This is a genomic window from Sporosarcina gallistercoris (assembly GCF_014836415.1).
Lineage (GTDB): Bacteria > Bacillota > Bacilli > Bacillales_A > Planococcaceae > Sporosarcina > Sporosarcina gallistercoris.
Map to the genome: position 1 here is coordinate 45,181 of NZ_JACSQY010000008.1, position 21,146 is coordinate 66,326.

Consider the following 21,146-nt stretch of genomic DNA (forward strand, 5'->3'; position numbering starts at 1 on the left):
AAATGCTGGTACTGATCACCTTCTATATAGGCTTCTGATAACTTAAGAGATAGAGTAAACGAAAAAAAGCCCCGGGCACTTGAGTGAACAAGTGCACGGGACTGAGTATTGTGTATTGATTAACCGATAGAACCTTCCATTTCGAACTTGATCAGTCGATTCATCTCAACTGCATATTCCATTGGAAGTTCTTTTGTGAATGGCTCGATGAAGCCCATGACGATCATTTCAGTCGCTTCCTGTTCTGAAATACCACGGCTCATCAAGTAGAAGAGCTGCTCTTCAGAGACTTTGGAAACTTTTGCTTCGTGTTCAAGCGAAATGTTATCATTCAGGATTTCGTTATATGGAATCGTATCGGATGTCGATTTGTCATCCATGATGAGCGTATCACATTCAATGTTAGAACGAGCACCATCCGCTTTACGTCCGAAGTGGACGATTCCGCGGTATGTCACTTTTCCGCCGTGCTGTGAAATGGACTTCGAAACGATAGTTGAAGACGTATTCGGAGCCAAGTGCATCATTTTCGCACCCGCATCTTGGTGTTGCCCTTTACCTGCGATGGCAATCGACAATGTCATACCGCGAGCGCCTTCACCTTTAAGGATGACTGCAGGATATTTCATCGTCAGCTTCGAACCGATGTTACCATCAATCCATTCCATCGTTGCATTTGCATCACAGACAGCACGCTTCGTCACTAGGTTGTATACGTTGTTCGCCCAGTTTTGAATCGTTGTGTAACGGCAGTAAGCATCTTTTTTGATGATGATTTCTACAACCGCACTGTGAAGGGAGTTCGTTGTATAAACAGGAGCTGTACAGCCTTCTACGTAGTGAACGCTTGCACCTTCGTCCACGATGATGAGTGTACGCTCGAATTGTCCCATGTTTTCCGAGTTGATGCGGAAATACGCTTGTAGCGGTGTTTCCACTTTAACGCCCGGCGGTACATAGATGAACGATCCACCTGACCAAACCGCTGAATTCAGTGCAGCGAATTTATTGTCAGAGTTCGGAATCACTGTGCCGAAATGTTTTTTGAACAGTTCTTCGTTTTCACGAAGTGCTGAATCAGTATCTTTAAAGACAATCCCTAGGTCTGTCAGTTCTTGTTTCATGTTGTGGTAAACCACTTCGGATTCATACTGTGCAGAAACTCCTGCAAGGTATTTTTGTTCTGCTTCAGGAATCCCCAGTTTGTCAAACGTACGCTTGATTTCTTCTGGTACTTCATCCCATGATGTTTCTGTTGCTTCCGATGGTTTTACGTAGTACGTAATTTCATCGAAGTTCAATGAATTCAAGTCTCCGCCCCATTGAGGCATCGGTTTGCTGTAGAACAATTCCAATGACTTCAGACGGTAGTCCAACATCCATTGAGGCTCTTCTTTCATACGTGAGATTTCTTCAACAATCTCTTTCGTCAAGCCACGTGCAGATCGGAATACGGATACATCTTTGTCGTGGAAACCGTATTTGTAATCGCCGATTTCAGGCATCTTTTTAGCCATTTGCTATTCCTCCTTCATCCGATTATTCGGAATCGCTTGTAATCCCTTTTTCCATGGCTTTCCATGGAAGAGTTGCACATTTGATGCGCGCAGGGAATTTTGCGACGCCAGTCAACGCTTCAATATCTCCCAAATCCATAGAATCATCGAGCTCTTTACCTAACATCATATCTGAAAAGGCATGAGCTGCATTGACGGCATCCTCGGTGTTCTTGCCTTTGATTAACTGCGTCATCATGGAAGCGGATGCCATGGAAATCGAACATCCTTCTCCTTCAAACTTCGCATCTTTGACGATATCGTTCTCAACTTGCAGCGTTAAATGGATAACATCTCCGCACGTAGGATTATTCATGTCGATCGTGACATTGCTGCTTTCAAGCACCCCTTTGTTACGGGGAGTTTTATAGTGATCCATAATGACTGAGCGATACAGCTGATCCAGTTTTTCGTTTCCCATTATTGAAAATACTCCTTTGCCATGCGAAGGCCTTCAACAAGACGGTCCACATCTTCTTTCGTGTTATAGAGATAGAAGCTGGCACGTGCTGTAGCAGATACATCCAGCCATTTCATGAGTGGCTGGCAACAATGGTGTCCTGCACGGACAGCGATCCCATTCATATCTAACACAGTCGCTAAATCGTGAGGATGCACACCTTCCAAATTGAAGGTGACAATTCCAGCACGCTTGCTTGAATCCCGAGGGCCATAGATTTCAAGACCTTCAACAGTCTTCATTTGTTCCATTGCATATGCGACGAGTTCGTGCTCGTGCTTCTCGATAGCATCCAGTCCAATGGATTCGATGTAATCGATAGCTGCTGCCATCCCGATTGCACCTGCAATGATCGGGGTGCCGCCTTCAAACTTCCACGGCAGCTCTTTCCATGTTGAATCATAAAGTCCTACGAAGTCGATCATCTCACCACCGAATTCGACAGGCTCCATTTCATTCAGCAATGCTTTCTTCCCGTAGAGAGCACCGATTCCGGTCGGACCACATAGTTTATGTCCGGAAAATGCGAGGAAATCACAGTCCAGGTCTTGGACATCCAGCTTTAAGTGAGGAGCTGCTTGAGCTGCATCCACCACCATGATCGCATTGTGCACATGAGCAATTTCCGTGATTTCTTTGATTGGATTCATCGTTCCTAAAACGTTTGATACATACATCATCGAAACAATTTTCGTCCGATCCGTCATGGCATCACTCACTTTTTCAAGTGACAGCGTTCCATCTTCTTCAAGATCGATGTATTTCAAGACAGCACCAGTCGCTTTCGCAAGTTGCTGCCAAGGTATGATGTTCGAGTGATGCTCCATATAAGTGATCAGAATTTCATCGCCTTCGCCTACGTTTGCACGACCGTAGCTTTGAGCAACCAGATTCAAAGCGGTGGTCGTTCCGCGCGTAAAGACGATTTCTTCTGTTGATGAAGCATTTAAGAACTTGCGAACCGTCTCCCGTGCGCCTTCATAGCCTTCTGTTGCTCTGTTGCCAAGCGTATGGACACCACGGTGAACGTTTGCATTATCATTTTCGTAGTAGTTGGCAAGCGCCTCGATCACTTGACGCGGCTTCTGGGAAGTTGCCGCACTGTCAAGGTATACGAGAGGATAACCGTTCACTTCTTGGTCGAGTATCGGAAAATCGTTGCGAATGTCTTTGTTCAGCATTAGCGCACTTTCCTTTCAATGACCTCCGTCAATTGTTTCTTGACGCCTTCGATCGGCAATTTGCTGACAACCGGCTCAAGGAAACCATGGATGACGAGTCGTTCTGCTTCCTGCTTCGAAATTCCGCGGCTCATTAAGTAGAACAACTGAAGCGGATCCACGCGTCCGACAGAAGCGGCATGACCCGCAGTTACATCGTCTTCGTCGATTAGCAAAATCGGATTGGCATCTCCACGAGCTTTTTCGCTGAGCATGAGGACTCGCGACTCTTGCACCGCATTCGAACGAGTTGCACCTTTTTCAATTTTGCCAATACCGTTGAAGATGGATGAAGCGGAGTCTTTCATAACGCCGTGCTTCAAAATATGACCTTCTGTATCAAGTCCCCAGTGGACAATTTCAGAAGTGAAGTTTTGTTTTTGTGCCCCGCGTCCAACAACAACCGATTTCATATCACAGCGTGAGCCATTACCAACTAAGTGTGTTAAGTTGTCTGAAATCGTGTTGCTGTCGTTCATCAAACCAAGAGCCCAATCGATGCGGCTGTCGCGTCCAGCAATACCGCGACGGTTTACATACGTTGTAAATCCTTCAGCAAGTACATCCACTGCGCCATAAGTGACAACAGCGTTATCCCCTGTGAATACTTCAGAAATGATATTCGCGAGTCCTTCAGCGTGAGGAACTGTGGATAGATAGTTCTCAACGTATGTGACAGCACTATTCGCTTCAGCAACTACAATAACGTGGTTGAAAAGAGATGCTTGTGCATCGTCGTGCAAAAACAACACTTGAATCGGTTGTTTCACTTCTACGTTTTTCGGCACGTATACAAAAACGCCACCGTTCATGAGTGCAGCGTGAAAAGCAGTGAGTCGATGCTCGTCCACTTTAACGCCATCTGTCATGAAGTATTTCTTTACGAGTTCACTATGTTCACGAGAAGCCGTAAAAATATCTGTCAAAATAACGCCTTGCTCTTTCAATTCATCTGATAACGATAAATAAGCAGGTGTGTTGTTATGTTGCACGTAGATGTTTTTTTGGTTTTCTGCGTCTACAAGTGATTTCGCATCATCTGGAAGCTGGCCAAGGTTCTCATATACACTGCTTTCAACAGCATGTACAGGAAACTCCGTGAAGTTCCATTTATCAATCTTAGTTTTATCTGGTTTCGGCATTGGAAGTGAGTCTACTTTGCTCAGCGCATCCAAGCGGAGATCGGTTAACCAGCTCGCTTCTCCCGTAGTTGCGGAATAAGAGCGGACGTCTTCTCCGGTCAATGCCAATTTAGTTTCAACCGTCATGTTCAATCGTCCTCCCTCTTACGCTTCTTGTTCAACCGTCTCGTCTTCGATTCCTAACTCTTCTTTAATCCAGTCGTAGCCCTGTTCTTCCAGTTTGCGAGCAAGCTCTTCCCCACCGGATTTCACAACACGACCTTGCATCATTACGTGAACGTGGTCAGGTGTGATGTAGTTCAATAGACGCTGATAGTGAGTAATGATTAGGCAACCGAAGTCTTCTCCGCGCATTTCGTTGATACCTGTAGAAACGATACGTAAAGCATCGATGTCAAGACCGGAGTCGATTTCGTCCAGAATTGCGAATTTAGGCTTCAACATCATAAGTTGAAGAATTTCATTACGTTTTTTCTCTCCACCTGAGAATCCTTCGTTCAAGTAGCGAGTCGCCATGTCTTCGTCCATTTCAAGGAGTTCCATTTTGCTATCGAGTTCACGGATGAACTTCATTAGCGAAATTTCATCCCCTTCTTCGCGGCGTGCGTTAACACCTGAACGAAGGAAGTCTGCGTTTGTTACGCCTGTAATTTCACTTGGATATTGCATTCCTAAGAACAGACCCGCTTTTGCACGTTCATCGACTTCCATTTCAAGAACTTCTTCTCCATCAAGAAGTACAGATCCTGATGTTACTTCGTATTTTGGATGACCCATGATTGCAGACGCGAGCGTGGATTTACCTGTTCCGTTCGGTCCCATGATTGCATGGATTTCATTTGTGTTGATCGTTAAATTGACACCTTTAAGTATTTCTTTGTCTTCGATTGAAACATGAAGATCTTTGATTTCCAAAGTAGCCATTCCAATACCTCCAGTATGCTTAAGATGAATTCCTATCATCTTCTATTTATCATCATTCTAATCTTATCCTATATACGTAGTACATGCAAATCATTAAGAATGATTATAAATCACAAAAGAAATCTCCTATTTCATCGAATTCCATACCTTATTTCCATTTTCAATTGCTGTTTTGTGAATGAGAATTTATCACGAACTGTTCACAAACTATTTTTATGGTTAACCTTCATTAACAAAGGTATTCTCAACTAGTTCTTTATCCCTTGTATAGAAAAAAGCGCGCCATCCTCTTATAGATCAGAAGATAGACGCGCTGCTTATTGTAGGTCAATCATTTCGATAGTTTGGCAGATGTGCCGTCTTTTGAAAAGCTGTCGACGACAATTGCAAGAGCTCCATCACCTGTAACGTTCGTTGCAGTTCCGAAGCTATCTTGTGCCATGTATAGCGCAATCATGAGTGCTACCATGGATTCGTCGAAACCTAACATGGAAGACAGAAGTCCTGTCGCCGCGACTACTGCTCCGCCAGGTACCCCTGGTGCAGCGATCATTGTGATCCCCAACATGAAGATGAAGCCTAGATAGGCCACAAAGTTGATCGGCATATCGTTCATGAGCATCACCCCGATTGAGCAAGAAACAAGTGTTATCGTACTTCCTGACAAATGGATTGTTGCAAACAACGGAACCGTAAAGTCTGTCACACGTGCAGACGCCCCAGTTTGTTTCGCCTGACGCAATGTGACTGGAATCGTTGCTGCCGAGGATTGTGTACCAATTGCTGTGAAATAAGCAGGTGCCATGATTTTCATCAGACGGAATGGATTCCGTTGGGATACCGCTCCAGCAACCGTATATTGCAGTGTAAGCATGATCAGATGCAGAATGATGATCATAACAAACACGAAAATGAATATTGAAAGTACTTTCGCAACTTCGCCAGTATACGTCATATTCAAGAAAATCCCGAAAATATGTATCGGTAAAAGCGGAATAATAATGACTGAGATTACCTTTTCAATAATTACATTCAATTCTTCAAACATATGAAGCATCGTTTTGCTGCCGATTGCAGCCATTCCGATTCCTAATACGAACGCGAGAAGCAATGCCGTCATAACCCCCATAAGAGGTGTCATCTCCAATTCGAAGAATGAACTTGCTGCCTCCTTCGCTGTATCAATCGATTTACTCCCCAACCCGCTTATGTATCCTGGCAGTAAGTTGGTAGCTGCAAAATAAGCAAGAATTCCTGCGATGATTGTTGAAGCATACGCAAATAGCGTTGCAAGACCAAGCAGCTTTCCAGAACCTTTACCAAGTTTGGCAATTCCCGGTGCGATGAATGCTAAAATAATGAGGGGAACCACAAAGTTGAGGAATCCTCCAAAGATCATGTTGAATGTGGCAAAAAAGCGTGTGAAGCCTCTTGCGAATCCTTCACCAATCAAGGGCGTCACATAGCCAAGGCCAACTGCGAGACCGATTGCAATGACGATTCTCCAAATAAGTCCTATTTTAAATTTCACGTTTCAAACTCCTTTCGTACGTTGAATTAGTAAAACTCTCTCTATCATACATGAAAACGCTTTAAATTTCAGTCCTATTTATTATCCAAAAAACCCCTCATCTTTTGGAGTCAAAGATGAGGGGTTGCTTCTATTATTATTTAGTAACTGGTACGACGGAACCTTTCCATTCATCGAGTATGAAATCTTGGATCTCTTTAGAAGTCAGAACGTCGACAAGTGCCTTAATACCAGGTTTGTCTTCGTCACCAGTATTCACAGCGATGACGTTGACGTATGGAGAATCAGATTCTTCCAGTGCAATGGAATCTTCCATCGGGTTGATACCTGCATCAATTGCGTAGTTGGAGTTGATAAGAACCGCATCTCCTTCTTCACTTTCAAACATTTGAGGAAGAAGTGCTGCTTCGTAGTTCGCATCGAACTGAAGGTTTTTAGGGTTCTCTTCGATATCTTTCACTTCCGCTTTCGTTTTGTCCACACCGTCTTTCAGCTTGATGAGACCTTGCGCTTCAAGAATTCCTAGAACCCGTCCGTGATCGGAAACAGAGTTACTGATGAGAATGGTAGCACCTTCAGGTAGTTCATCCAATGATTTGTACTTTTTTGAATAGACTCCGATGGGTTCAATATGAATGCTTCCTGCATTTGTGAAGTCGTATCCATGATCAGCAATTTGGACATCCATGTATGGAATAGTTTGAAAGTAGTTAGCATCCAGGTCGCCAGAATCAAGATCTTGGTTCGGCAATACGTAATCCTGATACGTTTCAATCTCCAAGTCATAGCCTTTTTCTTTCAGCAATGGCTTCGCTTTTTCTAGGATTTCTGCGTGTGGAACGTTGGAAGCACCGACTTTAATAACTTTTTGTTCTTCATCAGAACTGCCTGCACTTCCATTTTTGTCGTCTTTCGATCCGCATGCTGCAAGTGCTAATACAAGTACGGCTAGTAAAATTCCTGTTAAAAACTTTCTCATCCAATCCACTTCCCTCTTCTTTTTTGATCTGATAATCAACGGAGTCGTCAAGCATCAGTCTGTTTTCATCAAAACCAAATATAGTAGACAGGCATGCCTGTTTTTCCCTGGGTTACCGTTTGTCGAGCTTTTTAACAGCGAAGTCTCCTGCAAATTGCAGGATGAAGACGACGATGAGGATAAAAATGGTTGCAACGAGTGTGACGTCTTCTCTGCTTCGTTGAAATCCATCTAGGAAGGCAAGTGTACCTAATCCTCCGGCGCCGATAATCCCTGCCATCGCCGTATAGCCAACTAGTGCGATTGCGGTCACTGTAATCCCGGAGATTAAAGCAGGCATCGACTCAGGTAATAATACTTTGAAGATGATTGTTGACGTTTTCGCACCCATCGAGCGAGCCGCTTCCAGAACACCTTTGTCAATTTCCTGCAGTGCGATCAGCACCATTCTTGCATAAAACGGAGCAGCCCCAATAATCAGTGCCGGCAAGGCAGCTTCCGGCCCCCTGATTGTTCCGATCAAAAACTTAGTAAACGGAATAAGGAGGATGATCAATATAATGAAAGGAATCGATCTGAAAATGTTAACAATCGATCCTGTAAGCAAATTGACAAGCTTATTCGCCCATATATGACCTGGCCCGGTTAGGAAAAGAAGAATTCCAAGTGCTAACCCGATGATGAAAGTGAAAACGGTAGAGACCGCGGTCATATAAAGTGTTTCTACTGTTGCGTCCCACATTTTTGCCCAGTCCACGTTCGGGAAATACGTTTCTATCATTTCTCAAACACCTCCGTCTGGACACCTTGTTCATGCAAATATTGAATGGCATTTGCGGTTGACTCTGTCTCACCTGTTATTTGTAAAATCATCGTCCCGTATGCGCCGCCACGCGTTTGTGAGATATTACCTTGAAGAATACTGACGTCCACCGGAAACTCTCTTATGAGCTTAGCGAGTACAGGCTGCTCTGTACGTTCACCAACAAACGCTAGCTTGACGAGTATGCCATCCGGATAATCCTGACGCATGAGCGACATCACTTTCTTCGCATCTTCAGGTTCGGTCACTTGTGATACGAAACGTTTTGTAATCGGTTCTTTCGGTGACTGGAACAGTTGCAGTACGTCTCCTGTTTCTACAACGCGTCCTGCTTCCATCACTGCAACCTCATGACAGATTTTCCGGATAACGTGCATTTCGTGCGTGATCAGGACAATTGTCAGTCCAAGACGTTCGTTAATACTTGTCAGCAAGTCAAGAATCGCATCTGTCGTTTCTGGATCGAGTGCTGACGTCGCTTCGTCACATAAGAGCACTTCAGGATCGTTTGCAAGTGCTCGGGCAATTCCGACACGCTGTTTCTGTCCACCTGATAATTGGGATGGGTACGCATTTTCACGACCTGCTAACCCCACAAGTTCTATCAATTCCGATGCTTTCCGCTCCCGCTCCGCTTTTTTAACTCCGGCTATTTCTAATGGGAACGTGATGTTCTCTTTTACCGTACGAGACCAAAGCAAGTTGAAATGTTGGAAGATCATACTGATTTTTTGGCGGGCATGGCGCAGTTCTTTCCCCCCGATGGATGAAATCTTACGTCCGTTCACTTCGACGGTTCCTTCAGTTGGTTGTTCCAATCCGTTCAGCAACCGGATCAGTGTACTTTTCCCGGCACCACTATACCCGATAATGCCATATATCTTTCCTTCTTCAATTGTCAGGTTTACTCCGTCAACTGCAGTAATCGCAGTGCTTGAGGTCCCAAATCGTTTGTTGACATTTGCTAATTGAATCATTCGACACCCACCTCACTGCTTTTCATTCTGTTCAATACTAATCGCTATATAAGTGAACAATCCTTCCACTTGCCGTTGTTTTCCTCTCCAGGCGGACGCTTTCCGAGGGGCTCGATTTCAGCCAATCGAACCACGAAGAGTTCGATTTGCCGTATTTCTGAGCTCTTAAAGAAATTAAGGCATCCGGCACTCTGCTCCTAACGCTTCGCTTTTACTCGCAAAAGCCGTTCTTCGTTACGGCTTTCACTGATCCCTCAGGAGTCGCCGCCTTCCGATACAAACAACTAATATGTTTGAACTGATGGTGATTTTCACTTCAACATAAAAAACAAAAACGCCTTCCTGCAGATTCACAGAAAGGCGTACGCATAAAAATTCATGGCGTTCATCCGATCTCTCATCTTTCAAAGCATACGCTTTGTGTGACTTGGCACCATTTCAAGTAATTTGACGGTTGCCGGGCTTCGCAGGGTACTCCCCTCCACCTCTCTGTATAAGAGTCAGTTATTCAATTGGTTGCTATTAGTTATACCATAGCGGTTCTTGACTGTCAACTAAGCTTTTGCAGGATATTTTGAACCGATTGAAAGGCGTAGACTTTCTCAGCAGGCTCCCCTTTTCGCTTTATGAGCAGGCACGGAACGCTTTCAATCTGGTATTCTGCTGCGAGTTCTTCGACAAAGTTCAAATTGGCTTTTCCAATCAGAACAGCTGGCTTTAACTCTGTAACGACACTCAAAATTTTGCTCGCAACAGCACACGTTCCGCATAGCGGTGTGTATAAATAAAAAGCCGCAAGTTCTTCTTGTTCAGTGAGAACTTTCCAATCATTATATGTCCACTCATTCATCACGATCACCTACACTCTTTTTCAAAGGAAATATAAAAGACGCCGGATAGACGGCGCCTTTTTGTATTATTCTCCGACAGTCATTTTGTCGTAGTCTTCAGGAGACATCAGCTCATCAAGTTCAGCTGGGTTCGTTGCTTCCACAACAACCATCCATGCACCCTCGTAAGGAGATTCGTTGACAAGCTCAGGGCTGTCCTCTAATTCTTCGTTCACTTCAACGACTTTACCGCTGATCGGCGCATATAATTCTGAAACCGTTTTTACAGATTCAACACTGCCGAATGGCTCGTCCGATTTCAATTCGTCGCCAACTGATGGCAATTCAACGAATACGATATCGCCAAGCTCAGATTGTGCAAAGTGAGTGATTCCGATTCGGTATTTACCGTCTTCTTCTTTAACCCATTCGTGCTCTTCAGAATACTTCAAACCTTGTGGTGTGCTCATTCTTTACCCCTCCAACAGTTATATTATATATCTGATTCCATTTTGCCACAGCTACCATTGAAAGACAAGAATTGAACTTACGCCTTCCATGTTTCGCCGAAAGTCTTCTCATTGAATCCAACTGTGGTTGTGTTTCCATCTGTCACAAGAGGTCGCTTAATGAGCATACCGTCTGATGCCAGTAATTTGATTTGTTCGTCGTCACTCATAGAAGCGAGTTTGTCTTTCAATCCAAGTTCACGATATTTCATGCCACTTGTGTTAAAAAACTTCTTAAGCGGCAAACCAGAGCTTGCGACCATCTCTTTCAGTGCTTGCTCGCTCGGCGGCTGTTCAGCAATGTTCGATGCTTCATATGGAATATCATTTTCTTTCATCCATTTTTCAGCCTTTTTACAAGTTGTACATTTCGGATAGCCATAATAGTGCAGTCCCAATTCAGTCACCCCCATTAGTACCATTTTACCACAAAAACATCCAGACTACTTAACTCGCAGTCTGGATGGAAGTATACGAAAATTATTGATCAAACAACATATTTCGCAGCATCAATGAGTTTCACGGATGCTTCACGCTTCTTCGCAATCACGTTATAAGGATTTGAGCGAGTCAATTTACGCAATGCAGAAATCATCATGCGCTGGTTGTCTCCGTCCACTGCTGCGTATAGCGTTTCTTTTGCATCGCGTTCGATTGCTGCGAACGCTTCTTGACAGAAAATCTCAGTGTACAAGATTTTCTGTTGCTCTTTTTCAGCACCGTTTTTCGCAACCGCTTTTTCAGTACGAAGAAGTGCAGATTCCATTGCAAAAATGTTATTGGCAATGTCTGCAATGTTGACAAGTACTTCTTGCTCTTCTTCAAGTTTTGTTCCGAAGCGTTGTGCAGCTAATCCTGCAGCTAGCAAACCGATTTTCTTGGCATTTTTCACTAGGACTTTTTCTTGTTCCAGTGGTGCATCGCCAATTTCTTCCGGCATCATCATGAGCAATTCTTCTTGAAGTGCTTGCGCTTGCTGCAACAAAGGCAACTCGCCTTTTAGTGCCTTCTTCATGAATGTACCTGGTACGATCATGCGGTTAATTTCGTTTGTTCCTTCGAAGATCCGGTTGATACGAGAATCGCGGTATGCGCGTTCCACTTCATATTCAGCCATGAAGCCATATCCACCGTGCAATTGAACGGCTTCGTCCACGATATAGTCGAGCGTTTCCGATCCAACAACTTTGTTAATGGAACATTCAATTGCGTATTCAGCAATCGCTGCTGCAATCGCTTTTCCATCTTTCTGCTGTTCAGCAGTCATCTGGCTTTGACGCTGCTCGAAGTAACCGACTGTCCGGTAAATCAGGCTCTCCGTCGCATAGAGCTGTGATGCCATCGTAGCAATCTTTTCTTTCGTCAAGTTGAATGATGAAATCGGAGTATTGAACTGTTTACGCTCGTTCGAATACGAAATTGCAAGTTCAAGCGCACGTTTCGATCCACCTACTGTGCCTACCCCAAGCTTATAACGGCCGATATTCAAGATGTTGAATGCAATAATATGTCCACGCCCCACTTCTCCGAGCAAGTTTTCTACTGGAACTTCAGCGTCAGATAAAATCAGTGTCCTGGTGGATGACGACTTGATGCCCATCTTTTTCTCTTCCGCTCCGACAGAAACACCAGGGAATTCACGTTCCACGATGAATGCCGAGAACTTGTCACCATCGATTTTCGCATAGACGACGAATACGTCAGCAAATCCAGCGTTCGTAATCCACTGCTTTTCACCGTTCAGGACGTAATGTGTGCCCGCTTCGTTCAATTTCGCTGTCGTTTTTGCTCCAAGTGCATCCGATCCTGAACCTGGCTCCGTCAACGCATAAGCAGAGATTTTGTCCCCTGCTACCGAGTTCGGTAAGTACTTTTTCTTTTGTTCCTCGTTTCCGAACAAGACAATCGGAAGTGTACCGATTCCTACATGCGCACCGTGGGTGATGGAAAATCCACCTGCAATAGCAAGTTTCTCAGATATCAATGCCGAGGAAATCTTATCCAATCCAAGCCCATCGTATTCTTCAGGTACATCCGCACCTAGAAGACCAAGATCTCCAGCAGACTTCAAAAGACGTACAGAGTGCTCGAACTCGTGGTTCTCCAATTTATCAACAACTGGCAGCACTTCGTTTTTCACGTAATCTTCTGCTGTTTTCGCGATCATCTTCTGCTCGTCGGAAAAATCTTCCGGCGTGAACACACGATCCGGTGTAATGTCTTCCGTTAGAAACGCTCCGCCTTTAATTAGCTCATTTGTCGTAGTTTCAGTCATTTCCAGTTCCTCCTCTATTTTACGTTCATAGTTTTTTTACAGTAATTCAAACACGCCTGCTGCGCCCATTCCGCCACCGATACACATCGTAACGACGCCGAATTGCTTGCCTTGACGCTTCAATTCACTCATCATCCGTACCGTCAAAATCGTACCGGTTGCACCAAGTGGGTGCCCGAGTGCAATTGCGCCCCCGTTCACGTTCACTTTGCTTGTGTCCAATTTGAGTTCACGAATGACTTGAAGAGATTGAGATGCAAATGCTTCGTTCAATTCCCACACATCGATATCTTCAATGGACAGTCCAGCGATCTTCAACGCTTTCGGGATTGCGGCGATTGGTCCGATTCCCATGATTTCGGGTGGAACCCCTGCTACCGCAAACGAGCGGAACTTCGCGATTGGAGTAAGCCCTTCCGCCACTGCTTTTTCACGATCCATGACAAGGACAGATGCTGCCCCGTCAGACGTTTGTGAAGCGTTCCCAGCTGTTACAGAGCCTGTAACGGAAAATGCAGGACGCAGTTTCGCTAAGATTTCTGTAGTTGTACCACGCCGTACGCCTTCGTCCATCGAAAACGTTTCTTTTTTCTCTGCAAATTTACCATTGCTGTCTACATAGCCTTTTGTGAATTCGACTGGGACGATTTCTTCATCGAACTTCCCAGCGTCAATCGCTGCTGCTGCACGGCGATGGGACTCGACTGCAAACGCATCCTGATCTTCACGGCTGATTCCATATTTAACGGCAACTTGCTCCGCAGTATGACCCATTCCCATATAGTACTCAGGAGCTTCTTCTGCTAGTTTCGCATTTGGACGAACGGTGTTGCCCATCATCGGTACCATACTCATCGACTCAACTCCGCCTGCTAGAATGGCTTCCGAGTGCCCGAGCATAATGCGTTCAGCTGCATAGGCAATGGACTGGAGTCCTGATGAACAGAAGCGGTTGATGGTAATCGCTGGTGTTGTGTCAGGCAAACCTGCCAGTGCTCCGATATTACGTGCCATGTTCATCCCTTGTTCAGCTTCCGGCATTGCGCAGCCGATGATCAGATCTTCAATCGGACCGTCGTAACCACCTGCGCGTTTCAAAGTTTCTTTTATAGTAAGGGCTCCTAGATCATCTGGTCGGACTGTCGCAAGCGATCCTCGACCCGCTTTACCGACCGGTGTGCGGGAACCCGCTACGATTACTGCTTCACGCATTGTATTTCCTCCTCTAAAAGTTCTGGTTCATCAGTTACGCAAAGGTTTGCCTTTGACAAGCATGTGTTGCATGCGTGCCTGTGACTTCGGCTCTGCAACAAGGCTCAAGAACGCTTCCCGCTCAAGATCCAGCAGATACTGCTCATCTACAAGTGTGCCGTATGGCAATTTGCCGCCAGCTAATACGTAAGCGAGCTTTTTCGCAATCTTCATATCATGATCGCTGATGAATCCTGACAAACGCATACCTTCTGCACCAAGTAGTAACGTTGCATAGCCGGTTTCACCAACCACCGGGAATTTCTCACGTTTCGGCGCCTGATAGCCATTGTCATACAAAGATAGTGCTGCTTGTTTTGCATCATATAATAGGTGATCCGCATTGACACTAATGCCATCTGCGAAATCGAGGAAGTTGTTTTCACGTGCTTCATCAGCGGAAGTTGATACCTTTGCCATTGCAATCGATTCGAACACTTTGTTCGCAATGTTCTGGTAGTCTACTTGCACACCATTCGGCAATCCTTTTAAGTGTTTCAAGTACAGACCGACATTACCGCCTCCGCCAGGAATCAGTCCAACTCCTGCTTCCACGAGGCCGATATATGTTTCCATGGAAGCTTGGATATGAGCTGCCGGCAAACAAACTTCCGCTCCGCCGCCTAGTGTCATCTGGAACGGTGCTGCAACGACCGGTTTGGACGAATACTTGAGTTTCATCATGGCGTTCTGGAACGTACGCACCACGAAATCGAGCTCGAAAATGTTATCGTCTTGCGCTTCCATCAGAATCATCCCGAGGTTCGCACCGACGCAGAAGTTCTTCCCTTGGTTACCGATAACGAGACCTTTGTAATTCTTCTCGACTTCATCCACCGCAAAGTTGATCATCTGCATGATGTCAAGACCGATCGCATTCGACTGCGAGTGGAACTCAAGTAGTGCAATTCCGTCACCCATGTCGATCAAGCTAGCTCCGGAGTTTTTCTTGATAACGCCGTGTTTCTTCTTATAACGCTTTAAATCGATCACTTTTTCATTGACCGGAACGGGTGAGTATCCTTCTCCATCGAAGTAGAAGAGCTCGTTGTCTTCCTCTTTATAGAACGTTTCGAATCCTTTATCGAGCAAGGATTGTGCGAAAGCAGGAATCGTATCTCCCTGTTCTTTCATGCGCTCGACTGATTTGCTGACACCGATTGCATCCCATACTTCAAATGGCCCCTGTTGCCATCCGAAGCCCCATTTCATCGCGTTATCGAGTGATACGATTGTGTCAGCTATTTTGCCATGCATCTCTGCCGAATAGAGGAGAGTTGGCGCTAGGATGCTCCAGAGAAGCTCTCCCGTGCGATCCTCCGCATATACTAACGACTTTACACGATTGCCAAGTCCTTTTTGCTGTTTCGCTATTTCAATTGAAGGCGTTTTCATTTTCTTGACTGGTCCGTATTCAAGCGTCGATGAATCGATCTCGTAAATGTCTTTTCCTTTTTTAACGAAGAACCCTTGCTTCGCTTTTGCCCCGATCCAGCCATTGTCGATCATTTTTTTCATGAATTCCGGGAGTTCGAAGACTGCCTGTTCTTCCCCATCCGTCTGATCGTAGACGTTTTTCGCAACGTGCATGAACGTATCCAGTCCGACTACATCCAACGTGCGGAACGTAGCGGATTTTGGACGTCCGATCAGTGTTCCTGTAACAGAATCCACTTCACCGACTGTATAGTCGCGTTTTTCCATTTCACGAAGTGTCACAAGAAGACCGTAAGTACCGATCCGATTGGCGATGAAGTTCGGTGTGTCTTTCGCGATAACGACACCTTTACCAAGACGATCTTCACCAAATGTAGTCATGTACTCGATCACTTCTTGTGAAGTCGTTTTTGCAGGAATCACTTCAAGCAGTTTCAAGTAACGAGGCGGATTAAAGAAATGAGTACCTAGGAAATGTTTTTGGAAGTCTTCAGAACGGCCTTCAGCCATCGCATCGATACTAATTCCTGATGTATTTGAAGTGACGATTGTCCCAGGTTTCCGAACAGCGTCGATTTTTTCATATAAGTTTTTTTTCACATCCAGATTTTCAACAACTACTTCGATGATCCAGTCCACGTCTTTCAACTTTTCCAAGTCATCTTCCAAGTTCCCTGCTTCAATAAGTGCCAAGTTTTTCTTAGAAGTGAGCGGTGCCGGTTTTTGTTTCAATAGTTTTTGAATCGATCCGGATACGATCCGGTTACGAACTGCCTTGTGCTCCAAAGAAAGTCCTTTTTTCTCTTCGTCTTCTGTCAGGTTGCTCGGAACAATGTCCAGAAGGAGAACAGGAATCCCAATATTGGCGAGGTGTGCAGCGATGCCGGACCCCATCACACCAGATCCGATTACAGCTGCTTTCTTGATTTGATAAGCCACGTGAAAATCCTCCCTTTGCTTTTGAATGAATGCTCATTCATTTTATAAGTAAAAAAAATAGAAACCTTTTCTATGAATCTAATTGTAGACTATTTCCTGCGTTTTCGCAATATTTAAATCTAAAAAACATCTGTTATCCATTGAAGAAACAAGTTGATAGTCTGGAATCGCTTTTCATTGTACACTTAAGATATGAAAGGAGTCGAATACACATGCAATCGATTACAACCGCAAAACAATTTAATGAGGTCATTAATGAAACTTCCCGTTCGATCATTAAATTCCAAGCAGGATGGTGTCCGGACTGCCGAGTGATGGACATGTTCATCGGACCGATTACAGAAGACTACGACCAATATGAGTGGTATGATGTGGATCGCGATGTCCTTCCCGAAATCGCTGAAAAATACGATGTCATGGGGATTCCAAGTTTGCTGATTTTTGAAAACGGTGAGAAAAAAGCCCACCTTCACAGTGCGAATGCAAAATCACCAGAGCAAGTGACGAGTTTCCTTGAAGGTCTCTCTATTTAAATGAGCACTACTATTCCGCCGGCTGCCTATGCAGTCGGTTTTCTTTATGTATATTTTTGAAAATCAGTTATACTTAGGTTAGATTAGAGAAAAACTAAGAGGTGTAGCATGAATCAGATAGAAGAAGTGGCACAATTGAAAGCTACTATTGCCAAGTATGAAGAAATCATCAATGAGACATCTGTTCCAATAATTACATCCATTATCGACAACACCATCCTGCTTCCTGTAGTCGGGTATACAGACAAGGAGCGCATGGAACGGATTCGAGCGAAAGTTCTTGAATATGCGGGAGACCATCGAAATACAGAAGCAGCTGTGTTCGACTTTTCTAGTATCCGTCTTTCAGAAGAGGAAGGACTGGAAATGCTGACACTTGAATTGCAGCTCATGCGCTCTGAACTGCAACTGATGGGCATTCGTCCGATCATGGTCGGCTTCACCCCTCCATTTGTCCGTCAAATGGTAAGTGCTGGAGTGGCTTCAGAAGTGGAATCATACGCGAACTTCAAAGCAGCGCTTCAAGTGCTCATGGACGAAAAAGGGCTTTCCTTTTCAAGAGAGTAAACAAAGGAGAGCTGAGACGTGCAGATTTTAAAACAGTTTCAAGGCAGATCACAATACGAATCTTCCATAGATAGAAGGCTACGATCGTCTGCATGCGGTCCCGTTACAGTCTCTGTAATCTTGAACTTTTTGAACGTCCCGCTTTCCAGAGTCCCTGTCAATAAGCTGTACAAATTCTTAGGAACGACCCAAATCGGATTATTCTCTTGGCGATTAGTTCACAGGCTTCAGAAGTTGTTAGGGACTGATTGGGACGTTCGGAAGTGTTCCGTATCCGAAGCGTTGCAGGAACTGGAGAGCGGACGGCCTGTAGCAGCGAAATTCGACAAATGGCTCTCTTTCAAGTGGAGTGGACAGTATGAGTTCGACTATCACTGGGTACCCGTTATAGGATACGCAAAAAATGCGGATGATGTGATCCTCACAATTCATGACAACGGAAGTCCAACGAATCCCAGCACCGTGCGATTTGTCTCCTATCGAAAGAACCAAGAGGTGTTATCATTTGTTAAAATCGCTCCTGTTTCCAAATTTAAAGGACACTGATCAGCTCAGTGTCCTTTTTGTTATGCCACATATCGGATTGCTTGTTTCAACGTAGCAAAACTCTTGATGGCGCCGAAGTTAAGGCCGAGTCCGACCAGAGTTTGTGCAATTTCCGGTGTAATCCCGCTCACTACTGGAGTGGTTCCTACTAACGATAGGGATTCGAAAAGGATGAATAATTGCTGGGAAACATACGTATCCGTCGTTTGAAGTCCTGACAGATCGACAATCAGATACTCAAGATTGAGACGTACTGCTTCCTTCAATACTTTTTCCTGCAGCACGGAGCCCCTATTGAAATCCATCACACCGATTAACGGCAGGATTGCAGTCGTATCATTAATGGATGCGATCGGAACGGATAGTTCAGCAATTGCAGCCTGGGAAATCTTCAGCATCTCCTTTTCATGATGCACGAAAGGAAGGCTGAAATAGTAGACGACTTCATTGACGATTGTATCGAGCGCAGTTGTCAAATCATACATGTCCTCTGCACTGATATGACTGTTGATCCCCTCGTGTTTTAAAACAGTACCGATATACGCGCGATACTCGGGAACTTCCCGCAGCATCATGTCCAATGAGATGCTTTCTTCCTTTGCAAAATGAGTTCCGGATTCCAACCCCCATTGACGTAATTGCTCAACTCGTTCAGTCTCCTCTAACTTCAATGCATTCGCATATAACTTTACTAATTCGACGCGAGCTGGATAGAGTTCCTCTTCTAAACGCTTCATGAGCGGATATCGTTCGTTCTGTTGTCTTGTAATCAGCATCGCAAGTTGTTCAGCATTTTCAATAACTTTATCACTTAAACGGATCAGCAATTCTTTCATATAAATCCCCCCTTATCTTAGCATTTAGTTCTACTGTTGCTAATTGTTTTACGACTGCGTTCAAACCGTGTGCCCTTAAGTGATTGAGTGTGTGCTCATTATAATCCGGAATTTCAAGGGGCTCTAGCGTGTTCCCTAGATCCACTTCACAATGGATGGTCGCCAGTTCTTTTGATATATGCAGCATCGGCAAGTTTTCTTCTATTTTGTTTTTCTCCGAGCTCGTCAGCTTGTCCAATGATTCGACGACTTTTTCAGCAGTCCCATACGTTTGAATGAGTTTTAACGCTGTCTTCGGTCCAATCCCTTTGACTCCAGGATACCCATCGCTCGTGTCACCTATAAATGCTTTATAGTCGATAAATTGAGCAGGTGTCATCCCGTACTCTTCTATAAAACGCGTCTCTGTGTAGACGTCGTATATTGAATGACCTTTTTTCGTCAGGGCGATTTGGACGGAAGGTGCCAGCAATTGTAGTAAATCCTTGTCACCGGACACAATCGTTAGATCGGCATCCTCTTTCCACGTTTTGACGAGTGAACCGATCAGGTCGTCCGCTTCCATCCCTTCAATTCCATAGTTTTTCCACCCCATGGCTTCTGATGCCTGCCGAGCCATATCGAATTGAGGAACCAGCTCCGGAGCGGGTGCAGGACGATTGGCTTTATAGCCTTCGTATAGGTCGTTTCGGAAAGTGACAGCTCCCATGTCCCAGCAAACGGCAAGATGCGTCGGTTGAAAAAGAGTAGCGGCAGTAAGTGTATGTCTTAGGAATCCTTGAACCCCGTTCGTAGGGATTCCGTCTTCATTGTATTGGAACTGTTTTCGTACAGCTGTGGCAAAAAACGAACGGAATAACAGCGCCATTCCATCAACAATCAGTATGTGTGGACGTTCAGTACTCACTTAGACACCCCTTTTAGTCATTCTTATACTTCTATGTATAGTTCTACCCTTATCATACCACGTCTTTTATGTTTAGCACGTTCCTTTCGTACACAATCCCCTTCAAGTAGGCGCTCGTCTAGAGCAACCTGAGCGTTTGACATAGGATGGGGAGCAGAGTGAAATTCTGAAAGGGGAAAAATGATGAACTCAAACGAATATGGCGAGGAACAATGGTTCCCTCAACTTCCAGAAGGATACGTTCAGCAACCCGGCAGCCAAGATGATTGGAATGCGACCGCAATGCATGTGAATCCTCAACAAACAGCTGTTAACGGCTGGAACCAACAGACTTCACCAGGATGGAATGATTGGCAAAATCCATCCCATCATCACCAGCAGCAAGGATGGCCGGGGTGGCCGAACTCTCCGCAGCACCCAGGCTGGCCAGGTTTCCCACAACAGCCTAACTGGCCATGGCAAGGTGGAGGAAATCAGCCAACTCCGCCACCAGGACCCGGCGGCGGTGGAAACCAGCAAAGTGCGCCCACATCACCACCTCCTTCACAAACTCCGGCGTATCCCGATCAGCAATTGATGCGGGTGGATCCAGGTGGAATCCGAGGATGTATGTTCCGTTATACGTACATCTGGACGTCCCGGAATAGAGGATTCTGGTTCTTCCCAACCTTTGTGGGCAGGACATCGGTCGCAGGCTTCCAATGGAATAATCAGTGGCGACGCTGGGTGTATACGGGGATAGACTTAGATCGGATCGATGCCTTTACTTGTATTTAACTCGTGGTGTTTTGGGGAAGATCAGCTGCGGCTGATCTTTCTTTTGTTTTGGGAGTGAATTTGGAAGATATTAATCGAGATTTATGAGCTTGTTCTCTGGCGTTATGATCACTTTTTGCGATTTATG

Annotated in this window: 21 protein-coding genes and 1 riboswitch; of the genes, 4 read left to right on the top strand and 17 right to left on the bottom strand. The window is 45.0% G+C overall.

Annotated elements, in window-relative coordinates:
* Positions 1-119: 119 nt before the first annotated feature.
* The 15 genes from sufB to H9659_RS11105 form a co-directional block, all read right to left on the bottom strand.
* The gene (sufB, locus tag H9659_RS11035) at positions 120-1,517 is read right to left on the bottom strand and encodes a Fe-S cluster assembly protein SufB (RefSeq protein WP_191690448.1); all 1,398 of its coding nucleotides are present in this window, start codon (positions 1,515-1,517) and stop codon (positions 120-122) included.
* A 22-nt stretch (positions 1,518-1,539) separates the two neighbouring features.
* On the bottom strand, positions 1,540-1,977 hold the full coding sequence (gene sufU, locus H9659_RS11040) for a Fe-S cluster assembly sulfur transfer protein SufU (RefSeq protein WP_191690450.1): 438 nt from the start codon (positions 1,975-1,977) through the stop codon (positions 1,540-1,542).
* The gene (locus H9659_RS11045; RefSeq protein WP_191690452.1) at positions 1,977-3,197 is read right to left on the bottom strand and encodes a cysteine desulfurase; all 1,221 of its coding nucleotides are present in this window, start codon (positions 3,195-3,197) and stop codon (positions 1,977-1,979) included. Before H9659_RS11045 ends, sufU begins: the two co-directional genes overlap by 1 nt.
* Complete coding sequence (gene sufD / locus H9659_RS11050) at positions 3,197-4,504, bottom strand: Fe-S cluster assembly protein SufD (RefSeq protein WP_191690453.1); 1,308 nt, start codon at positions 4,502-4,504, stop codon at positions 3,197-3,199. The genes H9659_RS11045 and sufD overlap by 1 nt, the downstream gene beginning before the upstream one ends.
* A gap of 18 nt (positions 4,505-4,522) precedes the next feature.
* A complete protein-coding gene (sufC, locus tag H9659_RS11055) occupies positions 4,523-5,302 on the bottom strand; it encodes a Fe-S cluster assembly ATPase SufC (protein ID WP_191690454.1) in 780 nt (259 codons plus the stop codon).
* Positions 5,303-5,633: 331 nt separating this feature from the next.
* On the bottom strand, positions 5,634-6,833 hold the full coding sequence (locus H9659_RS11060) for a dicarboxylate/amino acid:cation symporter (RefSeq protein ID WP_191690456.1): 1,200 nt from the start codon (positions 6,831-6,833) through the stop codon (positions 5,634-5,636).
* 136 nt (positions 6,834-6,969) lie between these two features.
* Positions 6,970-7,812 carry a MetQ/NlpA family ABC transporter substrate-binding protein gene (locus H9659_RS11065; RefSeq protein WP_191690458.1) on the bottom strand — a complete coding sequence of 281 codons (843 nt, stop codon included), beginning with the start codon at positions 7,810-7,812 and terminating at the stop codon, positions 6,970-6,972.
* Between the two features lie 112 nt (positions 7,813-7,924).
* Positions 7,925-8,593, bottom strand: coding sequence for a methionine ABC transporter permease (locus tag H9659_RS11070; protein WP_191690460.1), 669 nt, complete (start codon positions 8,591-8,593; stop codon positions 7,925-7,927).
* Complete coding sequence (locus tag H9659_RS11075; protein WP_191690462.1) at positions 8,590-9,612, bottom strand: methionine ABC transporter ATP-binding protein; 1,023 nt, start codon at positions 9,610-9,612, stop codon at positions 8,590-8,592. Before H9659_RS11075 ends, H9659_RS11070 begins: the two co-directional genes overlap by 4 nt.
* 394 nt (positions 9,613-10,006) lie before the next feature.
* A riboswitch (SAM riboswitch) is annotated at positions 10,007-10,112 on the bottom strand.
* 50 nt (positions 10,113-10,162) lie between these two features.
* Positions 10,163-10,462 carry a thioredoxin family protein gene (locus H9659_RS11080; protein WP_191690463.1) on the bottom strand — a complete coding sequence of 100 codons (300 nt, stop codon included), beginning with the start codon at positions 10,460-10,462 and terminating at the stop codon, positions 10,163-10,165.
* Positions 10,463-10,528: 66 nt separating this feature from the next.
* Positions 10,529-10,912, bottom strand: a complete 384-nt coding sequence (gcvH, locus tag H9659_RS11085; protein WP_191690465.1) for a glycine cleavage system protein GcvH — start codon at positions 10,910-10,912, stop codon at positions 10,529-10,531.
* Positions 10,913-10,989: 77 nt separating this feature from the next.
* Complete coding sequence (locus H9659_RS11090) at positions 10,990-11,349, bottom strand: arsenate reductase family protein (protein WP_191690467.1); 360 nt, start codon at positions 11,347-11,349, stop codon at positions 10,990-10,992.
* 89 nt (positions 11,350-11,438) lie between these two features.
* Entirely contained in the window at positions 11,439-13,226 is a 1,788-nt protein-coding gene (locus H9659_RS11095) for an acyl-CoA dehydrogenase family protein (RefSeq protein ID WP_191690469.1), read from the bottom strand.
* A gap of 36 nt (positions 13,227-13,262) precedes the next feature.
* Positions 13,263-14,438 carry an acetyl-CoA C-acetyltransferase gene (locus tag H9659_RS11100; RefSeq protein ID WP_191690471.1) on the bottom strand — a complete coding sequence of 392 codons (1,176 nt, stop codon included), beginning with the start codon at positions 14,436-14,438 and terminating at the stop codon, positions 13,263-13,265.
* A gap of 30 nt (positions 14,439-14,468) precedes the next feature.
* A complete protein-coding gene (locus tag H9659_RS11105; protein ID WP_191690473.1) occupies positions 14,469-16,853 on the bottom strand; it encodes a 3-hydroxyacyl-CoA dehydrogenase/enoyl-CoA hydratase family protein in 2,385 nt (794 codons plus the stop codon).
* A 212-nt stretch (positions 16,854-17,065) separates the two neighbouring features.
* On the opposite strand from H9659_RS11105, the gene H9659_RS11110 reads away from it, so the two are divergent.
* From H9659_RS11110 to H9659_RS11120, 3 genes are all read left to right on the top strand, one after another.
* Positions 17,066-17,386 carry a thioredoxin family protein gene (locus H9659_RS11110; RefSeq protein WP_191690475.1) on the top strand — a complete coding sequence of 107 codons (321 nt, stop codon included), beginning with the start codon at positions 17,066-17,068 and terminating at the stop codon, positions 17,384-17,386.
* A 108-nt stretch (positions 17,387-17,494) separates the two neighbouring features.
* The gene (locus H9659_RS11115) at positions 17,495-17,953 is read left to right on the top strand and encodes an STAS domain-containing protein (protein WP_191690477.1); all 459 of its coding nucleotides are present in this window, start codon (positions 17,495-17,497) and stop codon (positions 17,951-17,953) included.
* An 18-nt stretch (positions 17,954-17,971) separates the two neighbouring features.
* A complete protein-coding gene (locus H9659_RS11120; protein ID WP_191690479.1) occupies positions 17,972-18,499 on the top strand; it encodes a C39 family peptidase in 528 nt (175 codons plus the stop codon).
* A 20-nt stretch (positions 18,500-18,519) separates the two neighbouring features.
* On the opposite strand, the gene H9659_RS11125 is transcribed toward H9659_RS11120, so the two are convergent.
* A complete protein-coding gene (locus H9659_RS11125; protein WP_191690481.1) occupies positions 18,520-19,335 on the bottom strand; it encodes an STAS domain-containing protein in 816 nt (271 codons plus the stop codon).
* Positions 19,307-20,242: a 5'-3' exonuclease gene (locus H9659_RS11130; protein WP_191690483.1), complete on the bottom strand. Its 936-nt coding sequence runs from the start codon at positions 20,240-20,242 to the stop codon at positions 19,307-19,309. The genes H9659_RS11125 and H9659_RS11130 overlap by 29 nt, the downstream gene beginning before the upstream one ends.
* A 180-nt stretch (positions 20,243-20,422) precedes the next feature.
* Between H9659_RS11130 and H9659_RS11135 the strand changes: the two genes are divergently transcribed.
* Positions 20,423-21,019 carry a hypothetical protein gene (locus tag H9659_RS11135; RefSeq protein WP_191690485.1) on the top strand — a complete coding sequence of 199 codons (597 nt, stop codon included), beginning with the start codon at positions 20,423-20,425 and terminating at the stop codon, positions 21,017-21,019.
* Positions 21,020-21,146 lie beyond the last annotated feature (127 nt).